Genomic DNA, 19,838 nt, shown 5'->3' with positions numbered 1-19,838 from the left:
ATTTGTGGACCACCTCGACGCCGGGGTCGACGAGGTCGAGGCCGTCGAAGAAGCGGGTGAACTCCTCGCGGGAGCGGAGCGCCAGCGTGACCCCGGTGAGGGCCCTGCCGGGCGCCCACCGGTCGTGACCGCTGCGGCGCCGGCGGGCCGCGCCGTGTGCCCCGGCCCTGCCGTCGGCCTATCCCTTGCGCCCCACCGCCCCGTACCCGGGGATGACCCCGTCGTCCTGGCCCGGGACCGGATCGCCGAGTTCCGGGTGCCATTTGTGGACCACCTCGACGCCGGGGTCGACGAGGTCGAGGCCGTCGAAGAAGCGGGTGAACTCCTCGCGGGAGCGGAGCGCCAGCGTGACCCCGGCCGCCTTGAGCTTCTCCGTGGCCGCCGCCGACTCCTCCGGTGTGAAGTCGGCCGTGGCGTGGGTCATCACCAGGTAGCTGCCGGACGGCAGTTCGGACAGCAGCCGGCCGACCAGGTCGTGTGCGCCGTCCTCGTCGGAGACGAAGTGCAGCAGTGCGACAAGGGACAGTGCCACGGGCCGGGAGAAGTCCAGGACCTTCCTGGCTCCCTGCACGATGGTCGCGGGGTCCCGGACGTCGGCCTGCAGGTACTCGGTCACGCCCCCGGGCGTGCTGCGCAGCAGGGCAGCCGCGTGCGCCAGCACGATCGGGTCGTTGTCGCAGTAGACGACGCGTGCGTCCGGCGCGATCCGCTGAGCTATCTGGTGCAGGTTCGGTTCGGTCGGGATGCCCGTGCCGATGTCCAGGAACTGCCGCACGCCGTTGCGGGCGAGCCAGCGGGTCGCGCGGTGCATGAACGCGCGGTTGACGCGTGCCATCACCGGCACCCTCGGGTCGAGGGCGAGCATCTGCCGCCCCATCTCCTCGTCGACGGGGTAGTTGTCCTTCCCGCCGAGGTACCAGTCGTACATGCGCGCGGGGTGCGGCTTGCTCGTATCGATGACGACGGCGTCCTGGGCGGGGTCCTGCCCGGTCATGAGGAACTCCGTAAGTGTCTGGGGAACTCAGTGGTCAACTGAACGCCAAATTGGTGGTGCGGATAAAAACATGGGGGTCAACAACGTGGCTATGACAGCAGGAAGTCCGCCTCCCCCGCCTTGGCGCCTTCGATGAATGCGGTCATTTCGTCGGAGGTGTAGATCAGCGCGGGCCCGTCGGGGTCCGTGGACTGACGGACTGCGATCCGGCCGTCGGGGAGCTTCATCGCCTCCAGGCAGTTGCCGCCATTGCCTCCGCTCCACGGCTTGTGCCAGCCCTCGCTGCCCAGTTCACGGGCCGGCATGCCGTTGTAGACGCGTTGGCGCGCGGTGATGCGGTCCATTCACAGCTCCTTGCGGAGATCCTCGAGGATCTCCTTCGTGCGTTGTGCAGGGGCGGCCTGGGCCGCCATGCGGTCCATGACCTCGAGGTGGGTCGCCACCTCGGTGCGCGCGTCCAGGTAGACGGCGCCGGTCAGGTACTCGCTGTAGACCATGTCCGGCAGTTCGGGCATGGCGAAGCGGAACAGAACGAAGGGCCCGTAGGTTCCGGGGTGCGGACCCGAGGAGAACTCGAGCACCTGCAGCGTCACATGAGGCAGCCGCATCACTTCCAGCAGCCGTTCGATCTGGGCTCGCATGACCGCTGGGCCCCCGACCGGGCGGCGTAGCGCGGTCTCGTCCATCAGGGCCCAGATACGGGGTGCGTCGTCGCGCGTGAGCAGCTCCTGACGCTGCATGCGCAACGCCACGTGACGCTCGATGTCCTCGGGTCTGGTCTGCCCGACGGCGCCCGACTTCAGGACGCCTCGCGCGTACTCCTCGGTCTGCATGATGCCGGGTACGAAGTGGGGTTCGTACTGGCGGATGAGCGCGGCCGCGCCCTCCAGGCTGACGTACATCGAGAACCAGCCCGGAAGAATGTCGTGAAACCGCTGCCACCAGCCCGGCCTGTTGGCCTCCTCGGCCAGTTGGGCGAAGGCCTCGGCCTCCTCGTCGCTCACCCCGTAGGCCTTCAGCAGGAGTTGCAGGTACGGGATCTTGAGGGTGACCTCGGCGGTCTCCATACGGCGCACGGTGGCGGGTGCGACACGCAGGATGCGCGCAGCCTCCTCCCGCTTGAGTCCCGCACGTTCACGTAGGTCCAGCAGGCGTCGGCCGAGGACGACCTGGCCGACCGTAGGCGCGGAGCGCGGCTCGCTCACCTCGCACCTCCTCCCGTCGTTCTGGGCGCTGACTGCCCGGGGTGGCACTGTTCGAATTGTTTCCGCACCGCCACCCGTGCATGTTCGATTACGGTTCACGGACTTTCGATGCGGGCCCCGGACTCGTACGCCCGTACCTCGGATCCCAACTGGCGCCCTTCGGCGTGCCGTTGCGAGAAGTGTGCCATGCCCCTTCTCGGAGTCACACAGCACTCTGCAATTTTCAGAGTGGCCCTTGCCAAGTGTTCATGTCACGGCGATAGTGGCAAGCGTGATTCCGCCCGCGTCGTTAGGAACAGACGCCCCCGCAGACCGGTCCGGCCCGGGTAGCGCCTCAGGGCTGCGCCCCGGCGCGGCCACCGAACGTCGGTTCCGCTTCGAGCTGGCCGCGCATCCGGGCTCCGTCACACGGGCCCGGCAGCTGACGCGTGCCCGGCTGGCCCGCTGGGAGGTGTGCGAGGACACCTGCGACACGGCCGTCCTGGTCGTCTCCGAACTGGTCACCAACGCGATCGTGCACACCGCCGGGGAGCACGTCGTGTGTGAACTGCACGACGAGGACGACCTGGTGCGCATAGCCGTGCGCGACGAGGGATGCGCCCCCGGCGAACCTCGGCCCGCGCCGCAGCGCCCCGAGGAGGAGCACGGGAGGGGATTGCTTCTCGTCTCGGCCCTGTGCCGCGCCTGGGGAGCCCAGGAGGCGGGATCCGGGCTGCTGGTCTGGGCCGAACTGGCGCGCGGGACCGACCAGTCGACGCCCACCCGACTCCCCCGCCCGACGCAGCCGTCCCGGGACCTGTCGTGTTCCGGCGACAGGTCCCGGGCGCGGGAGGGGGCGACGGCACGACCGGACCCCAGCGGAGAACGCGCGACGGCGCGGTCCGACCAGGGCTGGAGCGCCAGGAAGCCGCCCACGGACGGCGGTGCGCGCTTCGACCTCGGCTGGAGCGCGAAGCGGCCCCCGACGGAGGGTCGGGTCTCCGGGGCGGAGCCGTCCCTGGGGACGGGGACCGCATGGCTGTGAGGGGGAGGCAGACCCCAGGAGTCCTGACCCTGGACTCGCTGGCCCGCCTCGACCGGGCGCGGCAGGCGTCCGGCGCGGCGTCGGGACGGCTCCTTCTGCCCGACGACATGACGGTGCCGCTCGGCTGCGACGCGGTCGCAGTACCCGCCCGTTACGGGCCGCTGGTGCTGCCCAGACTGCCGCGGCTGGGCTGTGTGTACGCCGACCGGACCGACTGGTGGTGGATCGTGCCGTCCGACTCCGACGCCGCGCTGGACTGGCCGGCACCCGCCCGGTACACCCGCGGCGCGCTCGTCCCGGACCCGCATGGCGTCCCCGAGCTCATCCACCGTGCGGACGACAGCGTGCCGTACACCCCGCCGATCCCCCTGTACCTGGCACTGTGCTGGGCCACGGGCGCCACTCCGGCATGGGCACGTCCGATCAGCGCGTGACTGTTCGGCCACATCATCGCGTGGCGCCGCGCGCGTGACGGTACGCCGCACGCACGCACACGTGTGTGACGAATGCGTGCATGGGTCCCTGGCGAATGCGCGCACGCGTACCTGACGAGAATGCGCGCACGCGTACCTCGCATGAATGTACGCACGCGTGCCTGGCGAATGGACGAACGCGTACCTCGCATGAATGCACGAACGCGTGCCTGACGAATGCACGAACGCGTGCCCTGACATATGGACGCACGCGCCTTTGCCGAATCGGGCGACGCGATCACTCGGCGGCGTCGGCCCCCCGCACGACCACCAGGAACGCGTCCGTCACCAGGTCCATCACGACCTCCGCGGGCTGCCCCTCCAGGCGCCGCGCCTGCGCGAACTCCTCCGCCGGCCACGAGCCTCGCGGCCCGCCGGCGGGAAAGCGCGCCAGCACTGTTCGCCCGTTCACCCTGCACCTCCTTGCAACACCGTGTCTCGGCGAGCCGATCACGGTCGGCTCATAGAGTTAAACGCATACCCCTGGGTGAACGGCGCGTTAAGTGGCGCTAGTGAGACGCATTTGACACGCGTCCCATGCGAAATCGCGGTGAATCAGCAGGAGCGGCCCGATTTGCCCCAGCCGGAGATCCTCCGCGCAACGACCGCGGGAATTCCTCGGACACCGCGGACCTCGCAGACACCGCGGACACCGCGGACACCGCGGACACCGCGGACACCGCAGACACCGCGGACACCGCAGACACCGCGGACACCGCGGACACCGCGGACACCGCAGACACCGCGGACACCGCAGACACCGCGGACACCGCGGACACCGCGGACACCGCCGACACCGCAGACACCGCCGACACCGCAGACACCGCAGACACCGCAGACACCGCCGACACCGCGGACCCCGCGGATCCCGCGGTCAAGCAGCGGTGACGCGGCCGCGGCGCCCGATGCCGGGTGGGCCCGCCGAAAGCCGGGACGGCTTCCGGCTACCCCGCCAGGGGCAGCCGCGGGGTTTCCTCCGGGCCCAGTCCGGCGTGCGCACGGCGCTCGGCCAGTTCGTCGAGGAGCTCGGTGAGCCGTTGGCGGTGCCGGGGCGTGAGACGTCCGCTGTCGTCCAGGTGCACGGCGCAGGCGGTGGTGGTGTCGACGAGCCGTTCGAGCGTGACGGCCACCTTGTCCGTGCCCTCGGTGTGCCGGGCCAGCATGGGGTGTTCGGCGGCGGCGAGGTCGATCGCGAGGCGGGCCTCGGCCAGCGCGCGGTAGGCCTCGCGGCGCAGCGCCCAGCGCCCGGCGCGGTCCTCCTCCCGGGTCAGAACATGCGTGAGGTACGCGTGTGCGGCGTCCACCGCGCGCACCAGCCGGGCCCGTACCGTGCCGCCGCGCTGCCCCGGCGCCGGCAGGTGCCCGACGAGCAGCACGATCCCGCAGGCCAGCAGCGTCTCCCCGATCCGGCTCCAGGAGGCCTGCGACTCGCCGCCGACCATGACCAGGGCGAGGACGAGGACGGTGACGACGGCGGTCTGCGCGGCGAAGTGCCGCGTGGCGACCGGGACGAGCGCCCCGCACAGCGCCACGAGTGTGACGAGCCCCGCCGGCCGGGGCACGACGGCGGCAAGGGCCGCGAAGACGACGGCACCCAACACCGTCCCGGCCGCCCGGCACAGCACGCGGGAGACCAGCGGCCCGAGGTCGGGCTTGACGAGGAAGACGGCGGTGGCGGGCAGCCAGTACCAGTGGGCGTGGTGCCCGTACCAGTGGGTGCGGTGGAGGGCCTGCGCGATGGCGGCGCCGGCGCCGAAGCTGAGGGCGACGCGCAGTCCGTACTCACGTCCCCCGGCGCCCAGGACGGTGCGCAGCACGGAGGTGGCCGTACGGCGCCGGGTGTGCAGGCTGTGTCCGTCGCCACCCCGGTCGAAGGTGTCGGCGGCGTGCAGGAGGGCGTCGTCGAGGGCGCGCAGCGCGGGGGCGTTGCGGGTGGGCGCGGGCAGGGGCCCGGTGTGCGTGTTGCCGCGTACGGCTGCGGCGAGGCGGCGCGGCCCCTCCGCTGCCCGCGCGGGGACGGGGTCTCCGGCCCAGGCGAGGGCGGTGGCGGCCTCGGCGAGGGGCAGAGCCGCGGTGTACTGCGCGTGCAGGCGCCGTTCGGCGGAAGAGGACGCGTACCGCCGCAGCCGGGGCCCGGCGAGGGCGTCCTGGGCGTGGTCGAGGGCGGCGGTCAGGGCCGCCCTCCGCGCGGTGGCGTCCGAAGTGCCGGAGGCGAGCAACAGGTCGCCGATGGCGTCGTACACCCCCGCGACGGCGTCCCGTTCCCCGTCGAAGCGGTAGTCGCCGGTGGTCGCGCCGGGTGTGGGCAGTACGAGGCGCAGCGCGAGCAGCCAGCCGGCGCCGGCGAGGAAGGCGAGGGCCCGCTGCCAGCCGCTCTCGGGCAGCGGCATCCCGGCTCCGATGGCCGCGCCGACGAGCAGTTGCGTACCGGCGCCGGAGGCGACGGGTCCTACGGCGCTGACGGCTCCGGCGACGAGTCCGAGGACGGTGAGCACGAGAGTGAGGAGGACGGCTCCGGTGTGCTGCCCGGCGTAGGTCCCGGCGAGCAGTCCGCCGGCCCCCGCGAGCGCGGGTACTCCGAGCCGCCGCACGGACGCCCGACGGCTGCCGGGCCGGTCGTTGATCCCGGCGAGCATGGCCCCGAGGGCGGCGAGGACACCCGCCGAGGTACGCCCGACGAGCAGGGCGGCCGCCAGCAGCGGGCCCGCGGCGAGCGCACCCCGGACGACGGCACTCCAGGGCACGGGACCGCGCTGGGCACGCAGGGCGTGGGCGAGCCAGGGGGGCAGGGCGAACACGGGACGCGACACGGGGCTCCTGTCCGGACGAGGGCGGGGTGTGCCTTCGGGCGCCGGTGGCCGGGCGGTGTGGGGTCAACGGTAGGGCGTGTTGCAGGAACGAAGGGAACGTGGACGTTTCGGTGGTGTGAAAGGGCGGGCGGGGGCGTGTTCTTTATGAACGCAATGGCGGTGGCCCCTTTTCGGCTGGGCCGATGCCTCTTGTCCGGTTGTACGGCGCGAGATCATGGTCCGCGTCCGCGGGTCGCCGCTTCCTCCTGGAGCACGAGCATGCCATGGAGTTCTCTCATCCGGAGGTCCGGACGGCCGTCGGCTCCGAGGCGGTGCCCCAAGCGTCAGGCTCGCATGGAGCTGAGACGGTGCAGAATTCGCAAAGGGCCCAATCCTGTTGACGTCAAGGCTTGTTCGACACTCCCAACGGCGCCAGGAAGCGGCTCGGCTCCCCGTGCCAGAACACCGCCAGGGCGTCGCGGGCCCTGGTCGCGGCGACGAACAGGAGCGAGCGGGCGCGCTGCAGTTCGCGGCGGTGGCGGAGGGGGTCGGTGTGTTCCCAGCTGTCGATGGACGCACGCGGGACGAGTCCTTCCGACACTCCGGCGACGATCATGGCCTGGTACTCGAGACCCTTGAAGCGGTACATCGTGCCGATGTGGACGCCCTCGTTCCTCGGCAGTCCCTCCCTGGTCATCACCGTCGACGGGATCCCGTGCCGGGCCAGGCGCCGCTCCACGTCCGAGGCCATGTCGTTGGTGGGCACGCACACGGCGACGGACTCGCGCGGAATCCTGTCCCACGAGCGCACCTGTCCGGCGATGGCGTCGAGTTCCTCGTCCCAGCTGTCGGCGCCGCGCAGCACCGGGCGTCCGCCGTGGAGCACCGAGCGGTATCCCTCCAGGCTGTCCGTGTCCCCGTCGAGGTCGTCGTACTGCGCCCCCTGCAGGACCCGCGTGGCGTCGCGGAGGATCTCCCACGTCGTGCGGTAGCTGAGCGTCAGCCGGGAGGACCGCCCCCGGATGTTGATGCCGAGGCTGCCGAGGGTGACCTGGTTGTCGTAGATGCGCTGGTGGGTGTCGCCGACGAGGAAGATGTCGTTCGGGCCGATCGGGACCATGGCCCGCAGCATCTTCCAGTGGGCGGCGCTCAGGTCCTGGGCCTCGTCGACGACGATGTGCCGGTAGCGGTAGCGCAGGAAGGCTCCGGAGCCGGATTCCACGTGGACGTTGGCCAGTCCGCCCCGCTCGTCTCTCTCGCGCCGGCGCTTGTCGATCTTCTCCTTGCGGTCCATCTCCAGCCGGGCCGCCCGCTCGGCGACCTGCCGGTGGGTCTCCAGGCCCTTGAGCTCGAGTCGCTGGGTGAAGCGCTCGGCGAGCTGCCAGACCTGGGCGCGCTCGGCGCGGTTGAGGTTGCGGCCACGCCCGGCCCGGCGCACCTGGAAGTAGTCGGAGCGGGAGCGCACGGCCTGGCCGAGGATCACCTGGTTCCACTCGTCGCAGAGGAACTCGGCGTCCCAGCGGTGCTCACCGGCCTCCACCAGGAGCGCACGCCACTCCCGGAGCGCCTGGGCGTCCTCGATGCGCCGCTTGGTGCTGCCCGGGTCGGACTCCCGCACCACGCGGGTGGCGAGCTGGTCGACGTGGACGATGTCGACCCGGGCCACGGTCTGCGGGCCGCCGAGCGACAGCAGGCGGGCGCGCAGGTCGGCGGCGAGGTTCTTGTTGAAGGTGGTGAGCAGGACGGGCTTGTTGTGGCCTGGGCCCAGCCGTTCGACCAGGTGTTTGACCCGGTGGAGCGCCACGATCGTCTTGCCGGTGCCGGGGCCGCCGCTGACCCGGGCCGCCCCGGAGTACTGCCGGCGCACCAGCTTCTCCTGGGTGGGGTGCAGGAAGACCTTCCAGCGGCCGAAGTCGCCTTCCTCGATGATGCTCTGCAGGGACTCGTCGTCGGTGATGACCACGGCCTGGGAACGGCCCGCGGCCGACTGCCAGTCCTCGGGGTCCAGCGCGTCCGGTTTCACCGCGACCGGCTCGGTGACGTGATCCCTCACCTCCTCGTACGGGAATCCGTCGCACAGCCGGAGCAGCACCTCGCGGGTGTGCCGGGGGGCGATCTCTGCGAGCGCCCTGATCTCTTCCTCCGTGGTGAGCTTGAGAACGATCGGGATGAGGGGTTCGGCGACACCGAGTCCGGCCAGCTTCTCCCCGCCCAGATCCGCGAAGAACGGTACGTCCGCGGCCGGTCGGGCGGGATCCGCGGTGGACCGCACCTCGTTCTCCGCCTTGTGGAGGTCGACGTACTCGATCGCACCGGTGATCCGGTTGATGCCGTAGGCGAGCCGGTCGGCGTGCTGCCGTACCTCGTCGCGGTGCTTGACCGAGATCAGCAGCCAGTCGTCCTCGGCGAGCCGCAGCAGCAGCGCCCGGTGGTCGGAGTCCGGGCCGAGGGCCACGGCCCACAGACGGCCGTCGCCCCGCAACGCCTCCCGGGGAAACAGGCCCTCGTGCGGGTTGCGCCGGAAGTCGCGCTGGAACCGGTAGACCTCCTCCAGGGTTTTCGTGTCCAGCGCCTGAAGTTCCCGCTCAGCCTTCTCGAACAGCCGCAGCGTGGCGCCCCCGGTCATGCGTCCTGCTCCTCGTCCTCGTTCCGGTCACGGCCGTCGAGGAGCAGCGCGGCCAACTCCTCGGCGTCCCATTCGAGCGCGGTGCGGAACTGCCAGCCCGCTTCCGCGTAGGCCTGGTCGCGCCGTTCGGCCTCGATGTCCTTGGTTTCGCCGACGGGTGGCCTGTGGGCGAGCACCACTGCGACCCGCCGGGCCGGCCAGGCGAGTTCGGCGGTCCAGGCGGCGGCGCCGAGTTCGTAGCCCGCCTCGGGGACGGGCACGCCACGGTCGGCGAGAGCGCCTGCGAGCTCGGCCAGGCCCGGCTCGCCGGTGACGAGGTAGGCGATGACCTCGGACCAGCCGGGATCGCGTGGCGTCCCAGGTTCGGCCGCCCCCACCGTGACGGGCCGCGCCTCGGCCACGGAGCCGGCTTCGCCCTCGTTCTCCTCGGCGGCCGCCCGCCGCTGCGAGCTCAGCCACCCCGCCCCGCCGGTGACCGCCAGCTCCGCCACGTCGAAGCCGGACAGGGTGCTCGTGACGAGCTGCATCCCGTCGCCGTTCCCCTCGTTGAGGAACTGCAGCAGGTTCGTCCAGTACAGCCAGGCCTGCCAGCGCCGCCGGTGGGCGGCCTCGTCGGCCATGGCTTCCGGGCCGTCGTCGAGCACGGTGGCCGCCGACCAGACCGCGCCCGCCTGGCCCCGGCGCAGGTCGAGGACGATGGTCAGCGGGCAGCCACTGGCGTCCCGGGTCGCCATCACCTGCACGGCACCCTTGCCCCCGGCCAGCCGCTGCCCGCGCAGGGCCTCGCCGATCCGCTCGCCGATGGCGGAGCCGTCGGCGAGGGCGCGGCTGGTGGCGGCCACGGCGGCGAACCCGGCGAGAGCGCTCTGCGCGCGGTGCCGCCACAACTCGGCATCGGGACGGGTCAGGTAGCCGATCAGCGTGTCCACCGGGTTGGCCCACACGAGGCGCGGCAGGTCCCGCGTGTCGCCGCTGTGCAGCCGCCTGTGGATGTCCAGGGCGGTCCGCTGTGCGGTGTTCTGGTACGGCGTCCAGACGGGGTCGGCGGGCGGTTTGCGCCGCCCTGTCCACACCTGTACGTCGTCCCAGGTCAGCTGGAACACCTGCCGGCCCAGTGCCCGCAGCCGGGTACGCCTGGCCGCGTCGAGGGCGACCCGGTTGCGTTCGGGGCTGGCGTGGTGGCGGTAGCCGTCGAGGTAGACGGCGACGTGCGGCTGGTCCTCGTCCAGCCGCGTGAACACGACGTCCGGGCGGGTGAAGCCGCAGTCGACCTGGGTCTCCATCTGCCAGCGGGTGACGGTCCCGTCGGGCGCGGTCAGGCGCAGTTCGGTGCTGCGCCGGCCGTCCGCGGTCACCGCCGTGCGGACGCTCGCCTCGGCCACGTCGTCCCGGCCCGCCCACTCCAGCAGGCCGCGCCGGAACAGCGCCTCCAGCTCGCTCTCCATCTGGGGCACCAGGGTGATGTCCTGCGTGGTGGCCACACGCTCGGCCCCCCACCGGCCGCCGTCGGGGCCGAAGAGTTCACCGAGGATATCGAGCGCCTGCTCGCGGGAGGCCAGCTCGTACTCGCTGTCCTCGACGTGGCGCAGCAGGCAGCGGTGGCAGGCGCGCCGCCCCTCGTCACGGCACACGCACGTCTCGATGGTCTCCCGGGCCAGGGCGAGCACCTCGCGCAGCCCGTCCCCTCCGGCGAGGCGGTGCAGATAGCCGGTGCCGCCGGGCAGCGTGTCGTAGAGGACGAGGAAGTGCCGGCGCACGTCGGGGTCGCCGCTCTCGCGATCGGGCATGGAGTCGGTGACGACCTCCAGATGGTCGGGGTCGCCGCCGTAGGAGCGTGCGATGCCCGCGAGGAGCGCCGCCTTGAAGGAGACGAGCCGCTCCTGGGTGTGGGCGGTGACGGCAGGGATGAGGATGCGCAGGGCCTCGGTGCGCAGTTCGTGCGCGAGCAGCAGCCGGACGCCCTGCCGCTGGGAACGCGTGTCGAGGCCTGCGCGGACCCTGGGGCACCACGGGCGGTGGTACGTGGCCGCCTTGGCCGGGATCAGCGCGTCGTCCTGCGACGGCCCTCCGTCCGGGTCGGCGTAGCCGCAGGAGTCGCACACCCAGAAGGGGTTGAGCCGCACCCTGCGCCCGGCGAAGGCGTCCTCGGTGCCGCCGTCCACGCGCAGGGCACCGACGTTGATGTGCCGGATCACCGCCTCCCGGGTGAACTCCCACCCGAAGGTGACGTTCTTGTCCCTGTGCTTGTACGCCTCGACCACCTTGTCCCGCGGGATGTCGACGGCCGGTACGACGGTGTAGTGCCGCCGTTCCCGCTCGTCGGTGTCGTCCCGCACCCGGGCGTCGTCGCGCTGGTCCCGGGCGTGGACGCGGTGCGGCACGAGCACCTTGTGCAGGCAGCCGACGTCACCGATGGCCGGGGACGCGCAGCGCGGGCAGGCGGAGGGGTCCTGCTCGGCCTGGTGGGTGCGGACGTAGCCGCAGTCGGGGCAGATCCGCCACCACAGCCAGGCGGGCCGTTTCGGGCTGCCGATGTCGAGGCCGGTGATGCGGTGCTTGTAGCCCTGGACGTAGTAGTGGTTGCCGGGCGCGAAGTCCGTCAGCGCGAAACGCGCGGTGCGGTCGTAGCGGAGCACCTTGCTCTTGTGGCGGGTCTCTCCGTTCTCCTCCTCCTTCCACAGGAGGGTGGCCTCGAGTTCGGTGGTGGAGTCGACGAGGCTGTAGTTGGGCAGCAGGCCCAGGTCGACGAGGGCGGAGTGCGCGGTGCTGCTGCTGATCTCCCTGCCGCTGCGGCCCACCGCCCGCAGCTCGGCGCGCAGTTCCCGCCGCTGCCGGTCGTGCTCGGGGTCGCCGGCGACCAGCTCGTCCATGGCCTTGATGATCGCGTCGCTGCGGTGCTGCAGGTCGCTGCGGCGCAGGTTCCACTGCTGTCGCGCCCGGTCGAGAGCGTCCCTCAGTCCCTTGGCCGCGAACTCCTCGACAGCGGCGGCGGCTTCGGGGCTCAGGCCGGTTCCGCGCTTCTCGTCGTACGGCGGGAAGAGCGCGAGGAACCTCTTGACCAGCCGTTCCGCGTCGGCCAGCGCGGCTTGCTGAAACTCCGTCAGCCACCCGGAGTCGTCGAAAAGCTCGTCGGCCCGGCGTGGCATCGGGGACACCGGTACCCGGTCGCTGTCGGCCGACAGGAGCTCTTTGGCGGCGACGACGTCCAGCAGGTGGGCGAGGTACTGGCGGCGCAGGATCTCCACGGCCGACAGGTAACAGCCCGGGGGCTGGATCTCGCCGGCGATCATCTGCTTGGGATCTTCCAGGTAGTACCGGTCGCGCGGTCCCCTGTCGACCATGGTGAGCAGGTAGGCGTTGCCGGTGGTGCGGCCGGCGCGGCCCACCCGCTGGACGTAGTTCGCCGGGCCCTTGGGCAGCGAGGCGAGCACCACGGCCGACAGGTCGCCGATGTCGATGCCTAGTTCGAGGGTCGGCGTGCAGGACAGCACCTGCGGGTTGGCGTAGTGGGCCTCGGTTCCCTCCCGGAAGGCCTGCTCGACGGCCTCCCGCTTACGGCGGTCCAGGGTGCTCGTGTGCTCGGCGGTGTTGATGGTGAACACCCCGGCCTCGCGGTACATGCGCCGGTAGAAGTCGTCGGTGAAGTCCCGTCGGCGCAGGGTCCCGTCACCCGACCTGAGGTGACCTCCGCACTGGTAGCGGGGGCACGCCTGCCCGTGCCAGTGGTCGACCAGGTCGGGGTGGACGGTCCGCTGCCAGGAGCAGCGGTCGCAGTGGACGCCCGCCTCGGTGACGACGTCGTCGGCGAGCTTGCGGACCCGGACGTGGCCGGGCTGGAGGCCGTAGATCCGAGTGCTGCCGTCCTTGGCGGTGCGCGCGGACAGCACGTCGGCCTCGGTGAGGGCGGGCAGCAGGCGTACAAGGAAGTCGTTGGCGGCATCGCGGTTGCGCAGGCCCAGGGCACGCATCGTCCAGTCCTGGTACCAGCCGAGGCGGCCGGTCAGCACGTCGAAGTCGTCGCTGCCCTTCTTCGGGCTGCCGAGCAGGAAGGCGGGGGCCGAGACGCCGCGGGGGAAGGCGGGCATGCCCGGCGTCCTCCCCCCGGTGATCTGCCAGCGCCGTACACCCGCCTCCGCCAGCCACGGGTCCAGCCACGCGTGCCGGATCGCGCCCCGGGTGCGCAGCCGCTCCAGGAGCCCGCGGACGTAGCCCACGAACTCGTCGGGGCCGGGCACGGAACCGTCCGGCAGCGCTATGTCTCCGGGCGTCGTGTGCAGCAGTTCCCGCACGATGTCGGCGACGCCGTCGGGGTCGGCCAGCGGCACGTCGGTGGCCACGGTCCGGGTCAGCTCCAGGGTGCGGCCCTGGCGGGATCTGAGTCCGAACTCCAACACGGCGGCGAACGCCAGCCGTTCGGCGATGAGTCCCCAGGTGGCCCTCGATCCGCGGCTGCGCCCGGCGAGCAGCGTGTCGACTCCCCGGAACACGTGCAGGTCGGGCGGTACGACGGCGACCTGCACCTTCTTGCTGTCGACGACCTCGCCGACGATGTCCGCCGCGAGGTCGCTCAGCGTGATCCAGTCGTCCTCCTCGATCCGGCTGGCGAGCAGCGAGCGGAAGGAGAAGGTGTAGGAGCGGCTGGCGACGTATCCGGCGCGGTGGGCGGCGTCCTGGACGGAGTCGTTGAAGAGGAGGGTCTTGTTCTCCCCGATGCTCTCGTCCAGCTCCTTGCCGGTGAACAGCTGGGTGATGGAGGCCGCCGCGAGGGCCGCGAGGCCGGTACCGAGATAGCGGATGGCGTTGAAGGTCCGGCAGAACGGGCACTGGTCGGTCTCCGCGGCTCGGTCCCCGGCGAGGTCGACCCAGACGAACGCGGCGTTCTGCAGCGTCTTGGCGGCTCGCGGCCCCGTGCCGTCCTGCGGGGGCTCGAAGTCGCTCTCGGGCGACAGGGGCCGCAGCCGTCCCCCGTCCCCGTCGAGCACCATGACGGTGGCCCCGCTGCGCGGCTTCTCCTTGACGAAGGCCACCTCGTACGCCTCGGTCTCGAAGGCCGCGATCATGTTCCGTACCCGGCGCCTGTCCCGGCCGACCGAGGCCTGGCGGATCTTGCTCGCGTTCAGGTCGAGGTCGGCGGCGTCGGTCTCCGGGGAGAGCGCCGCCCAACCGGAGCGGCCGCACTCGCGGCAGAAGACGGCCGGCAGGAACACCTCGGCCGGCCGGGGCGCGCTGTCGTCGGCGGGAAGGGGCGCCGCTTCCTCCGGGACCGACCCGCTCGCCGAGTCGGACGGCTCCTCGATCTGTTCGCGCGCGAGGCGCCCCTTGGCGGTGATCCGCTCGTCGTCCCAGCGGAACTCGGCCCGGGCGGGCGTGATCCCGCGCAGGACGCGCGAGACGGACCGCACCCAGTGGTGGACCTCGATGGACAGCAGGGGCTGTCCCGGGTCGTCCGGGTTGCGGGCCATGGACAGCAGCGCCACGTACCGGGCGAGGGCCTGTGCCGCGATCTGGGGATGCTGCTGCACGGCCATGCCCCAGTGGGGGGCGAGCCGGGGCAGGAACTCCATGATCTCCGCGTAGGTACGGGGCCTGCCGTCCAGGATCTCCAGCACGATGGCGGTCAGCCGGTGCCGCCGCAGTCTGTCCCCCAGCTCGGCCGGGGACAGTCCGGATCTGCCGGTGAACTCCGCGATCAACCGGTCCAGGGCCTGCTGGTCGCGGGTGGGATCGCCGAGTCCGGCGACCTGGTGCGGTGCGGGGAAGGGCAGCGAGAAGTCGGTCTCCGCCACGAACTCCTCGACGCTGCGCCGGGACTCGCCCACCACGGCCTCGGGCGGGAACGGCACGCCGAAGACCTGCTCGGCGACCTCCAGCATGGTGCCCCCGGCCGTGCCGGACTCGCCGAGCGTGGCGGAGGTCGCGACGGGGCACACCGGCCCGAGCGGCCGCCCGTCCTCGGCCAGTCCGGTCACCGCGCCGAGCCTGCGCAGCAGCATCGCCACGTCGGTGCCCTGCGCCCCGTCGTAGGTGTGGAACTCGTCGAGGACGACGTACGCGAGTGATCCGCCCTGCCACAGCTGCCGGTCCTCGGGCCGTTGGAGCAGCAGGTCGAGCATCTTGTAGTTGGTGATGAGGATGTCGGGCCGGGTGCGCCGGATCTCGTCACGGTCGACGGCGATCCCGGGTGACGACTCTTTGAAGGTGCGCGAGGGCGTGTCGCCGATGTAGAGGCCGGCTCGCACGCCAGCTGCCTTCAGCCTCGGGTCGGTGTCGATGCGGTCGTTGATGCGCTGGGCCTGGTCGGTGGCGAGCGCGTTCATGGGGTACAGGAGCAGGGCTTTCACCCCGTCCTGCCCGGCGGTGCGCGCCCGCAGGCAGTGGTCGAGGACCGGGATCAGGAAGGACTCGGTCTTGCCGGATCCGGTGCCGGTGGTGACGAGTGTGGGCTCGGCGGCCCCGTGCAGGGTGGACAGCCGCTGCCAGGCGAGGGCCTGGTGCCGGTGCGGCCGGAAGCCCTCGGGGTACCACTCCAGGTGCTGCCGCCATCCCTCGTCCACGGCGGTCCGGAACGGAGTGCGGATCCGCAGGTACGGCCCCCGGAAGATGCCGTCGTCCGGATCGCCGAGGAACTCCTGCAGGGCCCGCCGCGTGGACTCGTCCGCCAGTGCGTACGTGGTCGCCAGGTACTGGCTCAGGCTGGCGCGCACCTGCTCGGCGGCGAGTGTCGGTCGCACGCGCGGTCCCCCTTCGGCGCTGGATCATGATGTGCACACCCACCGTAAGGGACACCCACCGGTCCGGGACCTTCGAGTCGGTCGCTTCAGGCGCCGAGCTTCCTGCCGATGTGGGCGATGCGGATGGTGCGCTCCTCCTTCACGTGCCGGAAGTGGATCCGGCCGGGCTCGGGGCGGAAGTCGGTGTGCCACTCGAAGAGCGCCCGCTCGCCGTCCCAGTCGGTGAACCAGCACAGCCGCTCCCGCGTCTCGTGCTCCCCGCGCACGTCCTCTCCCCAGTTCGGCAGCCGCAGCTCCGGGTTCGCGGCCCATTCCACGACCTTCTCCTCCAGCTCCAGCAGCCGCTTGCGGACGGTGGCGACGGAGTCGTGGGGCAGGGTCCGCAGCTGCTTCTCCGCACGCTCCAGGAACTGGAGGCTGGGGCAGATCGTGGCGCGCTTCTCCCACAGCTCGGCGCCGCTGCGGGCGGCGGTGTCGCGGAAGTCCCTGATCCAGACGAGGTGGGCCGCCACATGCCCCGGCTCGGACACGTGCCGGATGTCGACCTGGCTGACCTCGGGCTCGCCATCCGCGTCGATGAGCGTCAGCCGGTCGAGGGTGAGCGTCGTGGCGTCCCACCGGCTGTCGACCGGCAGGGAGATGCCGAGCCCGCCCATCAGGTGGGCGGCGCCGAGCCCCTCCACCTCAACGCCCTCGTACTGGTACTCGACACCGGCGGCGTCCAGCCCCTCGGGATAGACGGTCCTGTACGGGTACATGCTCTGCAGTCGCTTGAGCCGTCGCCACCAGTCGGGGTTGCCCCGGTCGTCCCCGAGCCACTTGCCGACCGGATATCCCTCGATGATCTCCAGCTCCGGCAGGGGCACCTTGCTCACCACCGCTGTCTTGCCGTCCAGCTGCCCCACCGACACCGCCGTCTTCACGAACTCCGTCATGGCACGGCTGGCGCGTCGCGCATCGCACGCGGACGGGCAGGTCTTGTCGTTCAGAAACAGCAGCGGCACAGGTCCCCCCTGGACTATGGCGCGGTGCGGGAGTGGGCGGCGGACGGGCCCGGGTCAGGTGAGGAGCTGGTCCAGCACGTGGTCCATCTCGTCGAAGAAGCCCTTCGGCCACTGGTCGAGCAGGCCGTCATGGTCGAGGCGCGGGCTGATCACCTCCGCGCCGGAGCCGTCGCCGGCGCTGCGGAAGTAGTGGATGACCGCCTGCTCGGGGGCGAGGAGCCCGCGCTTGACCGCGAGCCGCATGCCGTTGAGGACGTGGTCGCTGTGCGTCTCGACGACGAGCTGGGCGCCCTGCGCCGCGGACGCGGCGGCCAGTTCCGCCATCTTGGTCTGCCCGCGCGGGTGCAGGTGCGCCTCCGGGTTCTCCAGGAGTACGAGGGTCCCGGGCGCCGCGGTCAAGCAGGCGACGACGATGGGCAGGGCGTACGTGAGGCCGAAGCCGACGTTGGCGGGGCGGTGGCGGTGGCGGCTCGCCAGGGCTCCCTCGCCGAAGCCGTACGAGAGCCGGACGGAGTCCATGCCCTCGATCGTGTCGGTTTCGATGTTCACTCCCGGGCACAACTCGCCCATCCAGGCGGCGACGTGGTCGAGAAGCAATTCACCGGCGGCGGCCGGGTGACGCAGCGGTCCCTCAGGCACCGTCTCACGAGCGTGGAGCCGTAGGAAGTTGACTGTGTGCTCGCCGCGGGAGCCCAGGAATCCTCGCCGTACGGCCATGTGATGGTCGCGCGGAAAGCCCTCGGTGGGGGTGATGCGGTCGGCGTGCAGGTACTGGAAGCCGTTCCTGAAGTAACCCGGTGTCAGGGCGGCTTCGCCCTCCGGAGATTGAGAGCCCTCCTCGGAAACGGGCAGGGCCACGGACATCAGAGGCAGGAGGTTCTGCTCCGGAGCGTAGTCGACGGTCCACTCATAGCGGTACGGACCCTCGGCCACCCCCACGGTGATCAACGGGTCATCCCCGGCGAAGTCGTCGTGCAGGACGTCCTGCCCCGTACCGAGCCCAACGAACTCGCCGTTCAGAAGGAAGCCCGCTTCCTCGTCCAGGTAGCCCAGGTTGCCCGAGGTGTACGACTGCCTCAGCAACGCGAGCGCCTGCAGGACCGTGCTCTTGCCGGAGGAGTTGAGTCCGGTGAGCAGGGTGAGCGGGCCGAGCGGGATGTCCGCCTGCTGGAACGCCTTGAAGTTGATCAGCGTCAGCCGGTCAATCACCGCTCAGTACCCCCTTGAAAAGCCATCTCACCACCCCGAACCGCTTCCCCACGTTGACAGGGTCGCCAGGAGCGACGGTAAGGGCGCGTTCGAAGGCGAAGTCCCTGGTGAGGTACGCGATGAGCTTCGCTTGGACTTCGTCACGCGAAGCTACCAGCCGTTTACGCTCATGGTCGTCAAGAGCCGCGAGATTCACCGAAATGGCGTCGAACAGTGCTTTGTTGACCGGAAGTTTTCGTTTGCTCCCCAGCGACCTGCGAAACGCCTGGTCCCCGAAGAGGCGCCACGCGGCCTCCATGGCACGCCTGAACTTCAGCGACTCCTCTTCCCGTTGTTCCTCCGACAGCTCCTCGACCTGGCGCATGGCCACGGTCAGGAACTGCTCGAAGTCCCACTTGTTCCCGTACTCCATGGACGGGGGGAGGCGGAAGGCGAGAAAGCGCAGCACAAGCTCCCGGTCGGCCATCCGCTCATTCGACACGCCGAAGCCCGTGGCCTGCCCGAAGGCCGGATGCTCCGCCAGATCCGCGAGCAGCGCCCGGGCCCGGCCAGGCATCATGGCGTGTCGGATCTCCTGTGGCGCGAGCTGCGGGCCACTGGCGCAGACACGCGAGAGGACGCTGAACTTCACGGCGTCCGGCGTGGCTTGCCGGACAAGGTGGACGACGACGGGAGTCTCCATCAAGCGGATGCGCATCCGCCCGGACAGATACTGATACGTCATCCCTTCAAGGGACCCCATGTATTCCAGGCCGGCCAGCCGCAGCGGCGGCAACCCGTCCGGCGGCGTGCCGACGAACCGCGCGATCGAGGTGAGCTCCTGCATGCCCACGACGACGGACCACACATCGCCGCCCTGCTGGGCCATGTGGAAGGGCGCTACGGGGATACCCAACAGGAGCGACTCGACGAAGCGGCTCTGCTGGACGTCACTCCACATACCGGCCCTGCGGTGGAAGTCCGGTGCCAGGTCGAGGCGACCGTCCCGCAACCGCGCCAGCAGCGAATCGACGGTGGAGTTGACGGTTTCGATGCCGACGTGCTTGGGATCGAGGCGACTCCTCCGTTCCGGCTCGTCCGGCGGCAGCTCCAGCTCCACACCGGTGGGCCGCCCGTTCGCACCGACCTCGACGGGGCGCTCGAAGAGCAGTCCGCGGGGATCGGCCTCCTGCTCGTGCCCGGCCATGGTGTCGTGTTCTCCTCGGCTCCGTAAGGTCTGTAAGGTCCGCCTGCCCGGAACCCTACGAGAAGTCGCCGCCGACACGCTTGAACAGCGCCCACCAACGCGCCACGTCGACCTCGGCCCGCACCGTCTTGCCGGGTTTCCGCTCCAGCACCTCCCACCGGTCGGCGACCGCCTCGACGAGGACCAGCCCGCGCCCGGCCTCGGCGAGGGGCCGCACCGCCGGTACGGCCCCGGGTGCGGGCGGTCGCGCCTCGGCCCGGGTGTCGGTGACCTCGACGCGCACACTGCCGGTGACGAGGGAGAGCCGCAGCTCGAAGTCCCGCCCCGGTACGCGGCCGTGGGTCACGGCGTTCGCCGCCAGCTCGGCGACGATCACGGCCACCGTGTCGGAGGCGTCCGAGCCGTGCGGGATCCCCCACGTGTCGAGCTGGTGCAGGGCGAGGTGGCGGGCGAGCCGGGCGCCGAGCGGGGTGGCACTGAAGCGCTGGGCGAACGTACGTACGGTAACCGGCTGTTGTGGCGCGGATGGTGCGGTCATGGGCCCAATGTGGCCGCCGGGAGCACCACTTCACCAGGCCGGCACCACGTACGCTGCCA

At 71.3% G+C, this 19,838-nt stretch carries 14 protein-coding genes and 1 pseudogene; 3 read left to right on the top strand and 12 right to left on the bottom strand.

Annotated elements, in window-relative coordinates; translation table 11 throughout:
- From ACFYZJ_RS05215 to ACFYZJ_RS05200, 4 genes and pseudogenes are all read right to left on the bottom strand, one after another.
- Window positions 1-94 (bottom strand): annotated as a pseudogene (locus ACFYZJ_RS05215) (SAM-dependent methyltransferase); the annotation flags it as partial.
- 84 nt (window positions 95-178) lie between these two features.
- Window positions 179-994, bottom strand: coding sequence for an SAM-dependent methyltransferase (locus tag ACFYZJ_RS05210; protein WP_388563013.1), 816 nt, complete (start codon window positions 992-994; stop codon window positions 179-181).
- A gap of 89 nt (window positions 995-1,083) precedes the next feature.
- Window positions 1,084-1,338: a DUF397 domain-containing protein gene (locus tag ACFYZJ_RS05205; RefSeq protein WP_388563011.1), complete on the bottom strand. Its 255-nt coding sequence runs from the start codon at window positions 1,336-1,338 to the stop codon at window positions 1,084-1,086.
- Window positions 1,339-2,199 carry a helix-turn-helix domain-containing protein gene (locus tag ACFYZJ_RS05200; protein ID WP_388563009.1) on the bottom strand — a complete coding sequence of 287 codons (861 nt, stop codon included), beginning with the start codon at window positions 2,197-2,199 and terminating at the stop codon, window positions 1,339-1,341. It lies immediately after the preceding gene.
- A 262-nt stretch (window positions 2,200-2,461) separates the two neighbouring features.
- Between ACFYZJ_RS05200 and ACFYZJ_RS05195 the strand changes: the two genes are divergently transcribed.
- Together ACFYZJ_RS05195 and ACFYZJ_RS05190 are read left to right on the top strand one after the other, a co-directional pair.
- Entirely contained in the window at window positions 2,462-3,223 is a 762-nt protein-coding gene (locus ACFYZJ_RS05195) for an ATP-binding protein (RefSeq protein ID WP_388563007.1), read from the top strand.
- Window positions 3,214-3,657, top strand: coding sequence for a hypothetical protein (locus tag ACFYZJ_RS05190; RefSeq protein WP_388563005.1), 444 nt, complete (start codon window positions 3,214-3,216; stop codon window positions 3,655-3,657). The genes ACFYZJ_RS05195 and ACFYZJ_RS05190 overlap by 10 nt, the downstream gene beginning before the upstream one ends.
- A gap of 277 nt (window positions 3,658-3,934) precedes the next feature.
- Here ACFYZJ_RS05190 and ACFYZJ_RS05185 read toward each other — a convergent pair whose 3' ends face one another.
- Window positions 3,935-4,108, bottom strand: a complete 174-nt coding sequence (locus ACFYZJ_RS05185; RefSeq protein WP_388563003.1) for a hypothetical protein — start codon at window positions 4,106-4,108, stop codon at window positions 3,935-3,937.
- Window positions 4,109-4,233: 125 nt separating this feature from the next.
- Between ACFYZJ_RS05185 and ACFYZJ_RS05180 the strand changes: the two genes are divergently transcribed.
- Complete coding sequence (locus ACFYZJ_RS05180) at window positions 4,234-4,584, top strand: hypothetical protein (protein WP_388563001.1); 351 nt, start codon at window positions 4,234-4,236, stop codon at window positions 4,582-4,584.
- A 56-nt stretch (window positions 4,585-4,640) separates the two neighbouring features.
- On the opposite strand, the gene ACFYZJ_RS05175 is transcribed toward ACFYZJ_RS05180, so the two are convergent.
- The 7 genes from ACFYZJ_RS05175 to ACFYZJ_RS05145 form a co-directional block, all read right to left on the bottom strand.
- The gene (locus ACFYZJ_RS05175) at window positions 4,641-6,506 is read right to left on the bottom strand and encodes an FUSC family protein (protein ID WP_388562999.1); all 1,866 of its coding nucleotides are present in this window, start codon (window positions 6,504-6,506) and stop codon (window positions 4,641-4,643) included.
- A gap of 382 nt (window positions 6,507-6,888) precedes the next feature.
- Window positions 6,889-9,111: a UvrD-helicase domain-containing protein gene (locus tag ACFYZJ_RS05170; protein WP_388562997.1), complete on the bottom strand. Its 2,223-nt coding sequence runs from the start codon at window positions 9,109-9,111 to the stop codon at window positions 6,889-6,891.
- Complete coding sequence (locus ACFYZJ_RS05165; protein WP_388562995.1) at window positions 9,108-15,842, bottom strand: DEAD/DEAH box helicase; 6,735 nt, start codon at window positions 15,840-15,842, stop codon at window positions 9,108-9,110. The genes ACFYZJ_RS05170 and ACFYZJ_RS05165 overlap by 4 nt, the downstream gene beginning before the upstream one ends.
- An 86-nt stretch (window positions 15,843-15,928) precedes the next feature.
- Window positions 15,929-16,777 (bottom strand): hypothetical protein, encoded by an 849-nt coding sequence (locus tag ACFYZJ_RS05160; protein ID WP_388562993.1) that lies wholly within the window; start codon window positions 16,775-16,777, stop codon window positions 15,929-15,931.
- A gap of 123 nt (window positions 16,778-16,900) precedes the next feature.
- Complete coding sequence (locus ACFYZJ_RS05155) at window positions 16,901-18,055, bottom strand: DUF3696 domain-containing protein (protein WP_388562991.1); 1,155 nt, start codon at window positions 18,053-18,055, stop codon at window positions 16,901-16,903.
- Window positions 18,048-19,241 (bottom strand): DUF262 domain-containing protein, encoded by a 1,194-nt coding sequence (locus ACFYZJ_RS05150; RefSeq protein WP_388562989.1) that lies wholly within the window; start codon window positions 19,239-19,241, stop codon window positions 18,048-18,050. The genes ACFYZJ_RS05155 and ACFYZJ_RS05150 overlap by 8 nt, the downstream gene beginning before the upstream one ends.
- A 55-nt stretch (window positions 19,242-19,296) precedes the next feature.
- On the bottom strand, window positions 19,297-19,779 hold the full coding sequence (locus ACFYZJ_RS05145) for an ATP-binding protein (protein ID WP_388562987.1): 483 nt from the start codon (window positions 19,777-19,779) through the stop codon (window positions 19,297-19,299).
- Between the last annotated feature and the right edge of the window lie 59 nt (window positions 19,780-19,838).

Source organism: Streptomyces sp. NPDC001848, from assembly GCF_042891915.1.
GTDB lineage: Bacteria > Actinomycetota > Actinomycetes > Streptomycetales > Streptomycetaceae > Streptomyces.
This window is presented reverse-complemented; position numbering and strand designations above follow the sequence as displayed.

Bases quoted from the DNA above. Each gene is read 5' to 3' on its own strand.
- ACFYZJ_RS05210 (WP_388563013.1), bottom strand. From the start codon at position 994: ATGACCGGGCAGGACCCCGCCCAGGACGCCGTCGTCATCGATACGAGC.
- ACFYZJ_RS05205 (WP_388563011.1), bottom strand. From the start codon at position 1,338: ATGGACCGCATCACCGCGCGCCAACGCGTCTACAACGGCATGCCGGCC.
- ACFYZJ_RS05190 (WP_388563005.1), top strand. From the start codon at position 3,214: ATGGCTGTGAGGGGGAGGCAGACCCCAGGAGTCCTGACCCTGGACTCG.
- ACFYZJ_RS05180 (WP_388563001.1), top strand. From the start codon at position 4,234: ATGCGAAATCGCGGTGAATCAGCAGGAGCGGCCCGATTTGCCCCAGCC.
- ACFYZJ_RS05170 (WP_388562997.1), bottom strand. From the start codon at position 9,111: ATGACCGGGGGCGCCACGCTGCGGCTGTTCGAGAAGGCTGAGCGGGAA.
- ACFYZJ_RS05160 (WP_388562993.1), bottom strand. From the start codon at position 16,777: ATGACGGAGTTCGTGAAGACGGCGGTGTCGGTGGGGCAGCTGGACGGC.
- ACFYZJ_RS05150 (WP_388562989.1), bottom strand. From the start codon at position 19,241: ATGGCCGGGCACGAGCAGGAGGCCGATCCCCGCGGACTGCTCTTCGAG.
- ACFYZJ_RS05145 (WP_388562987.1), bottom strand. From the start codon at position 19,779: ATGACCGCACCATCCGCGCCACAACAGCCGGTTACCGTACGTACGTTC.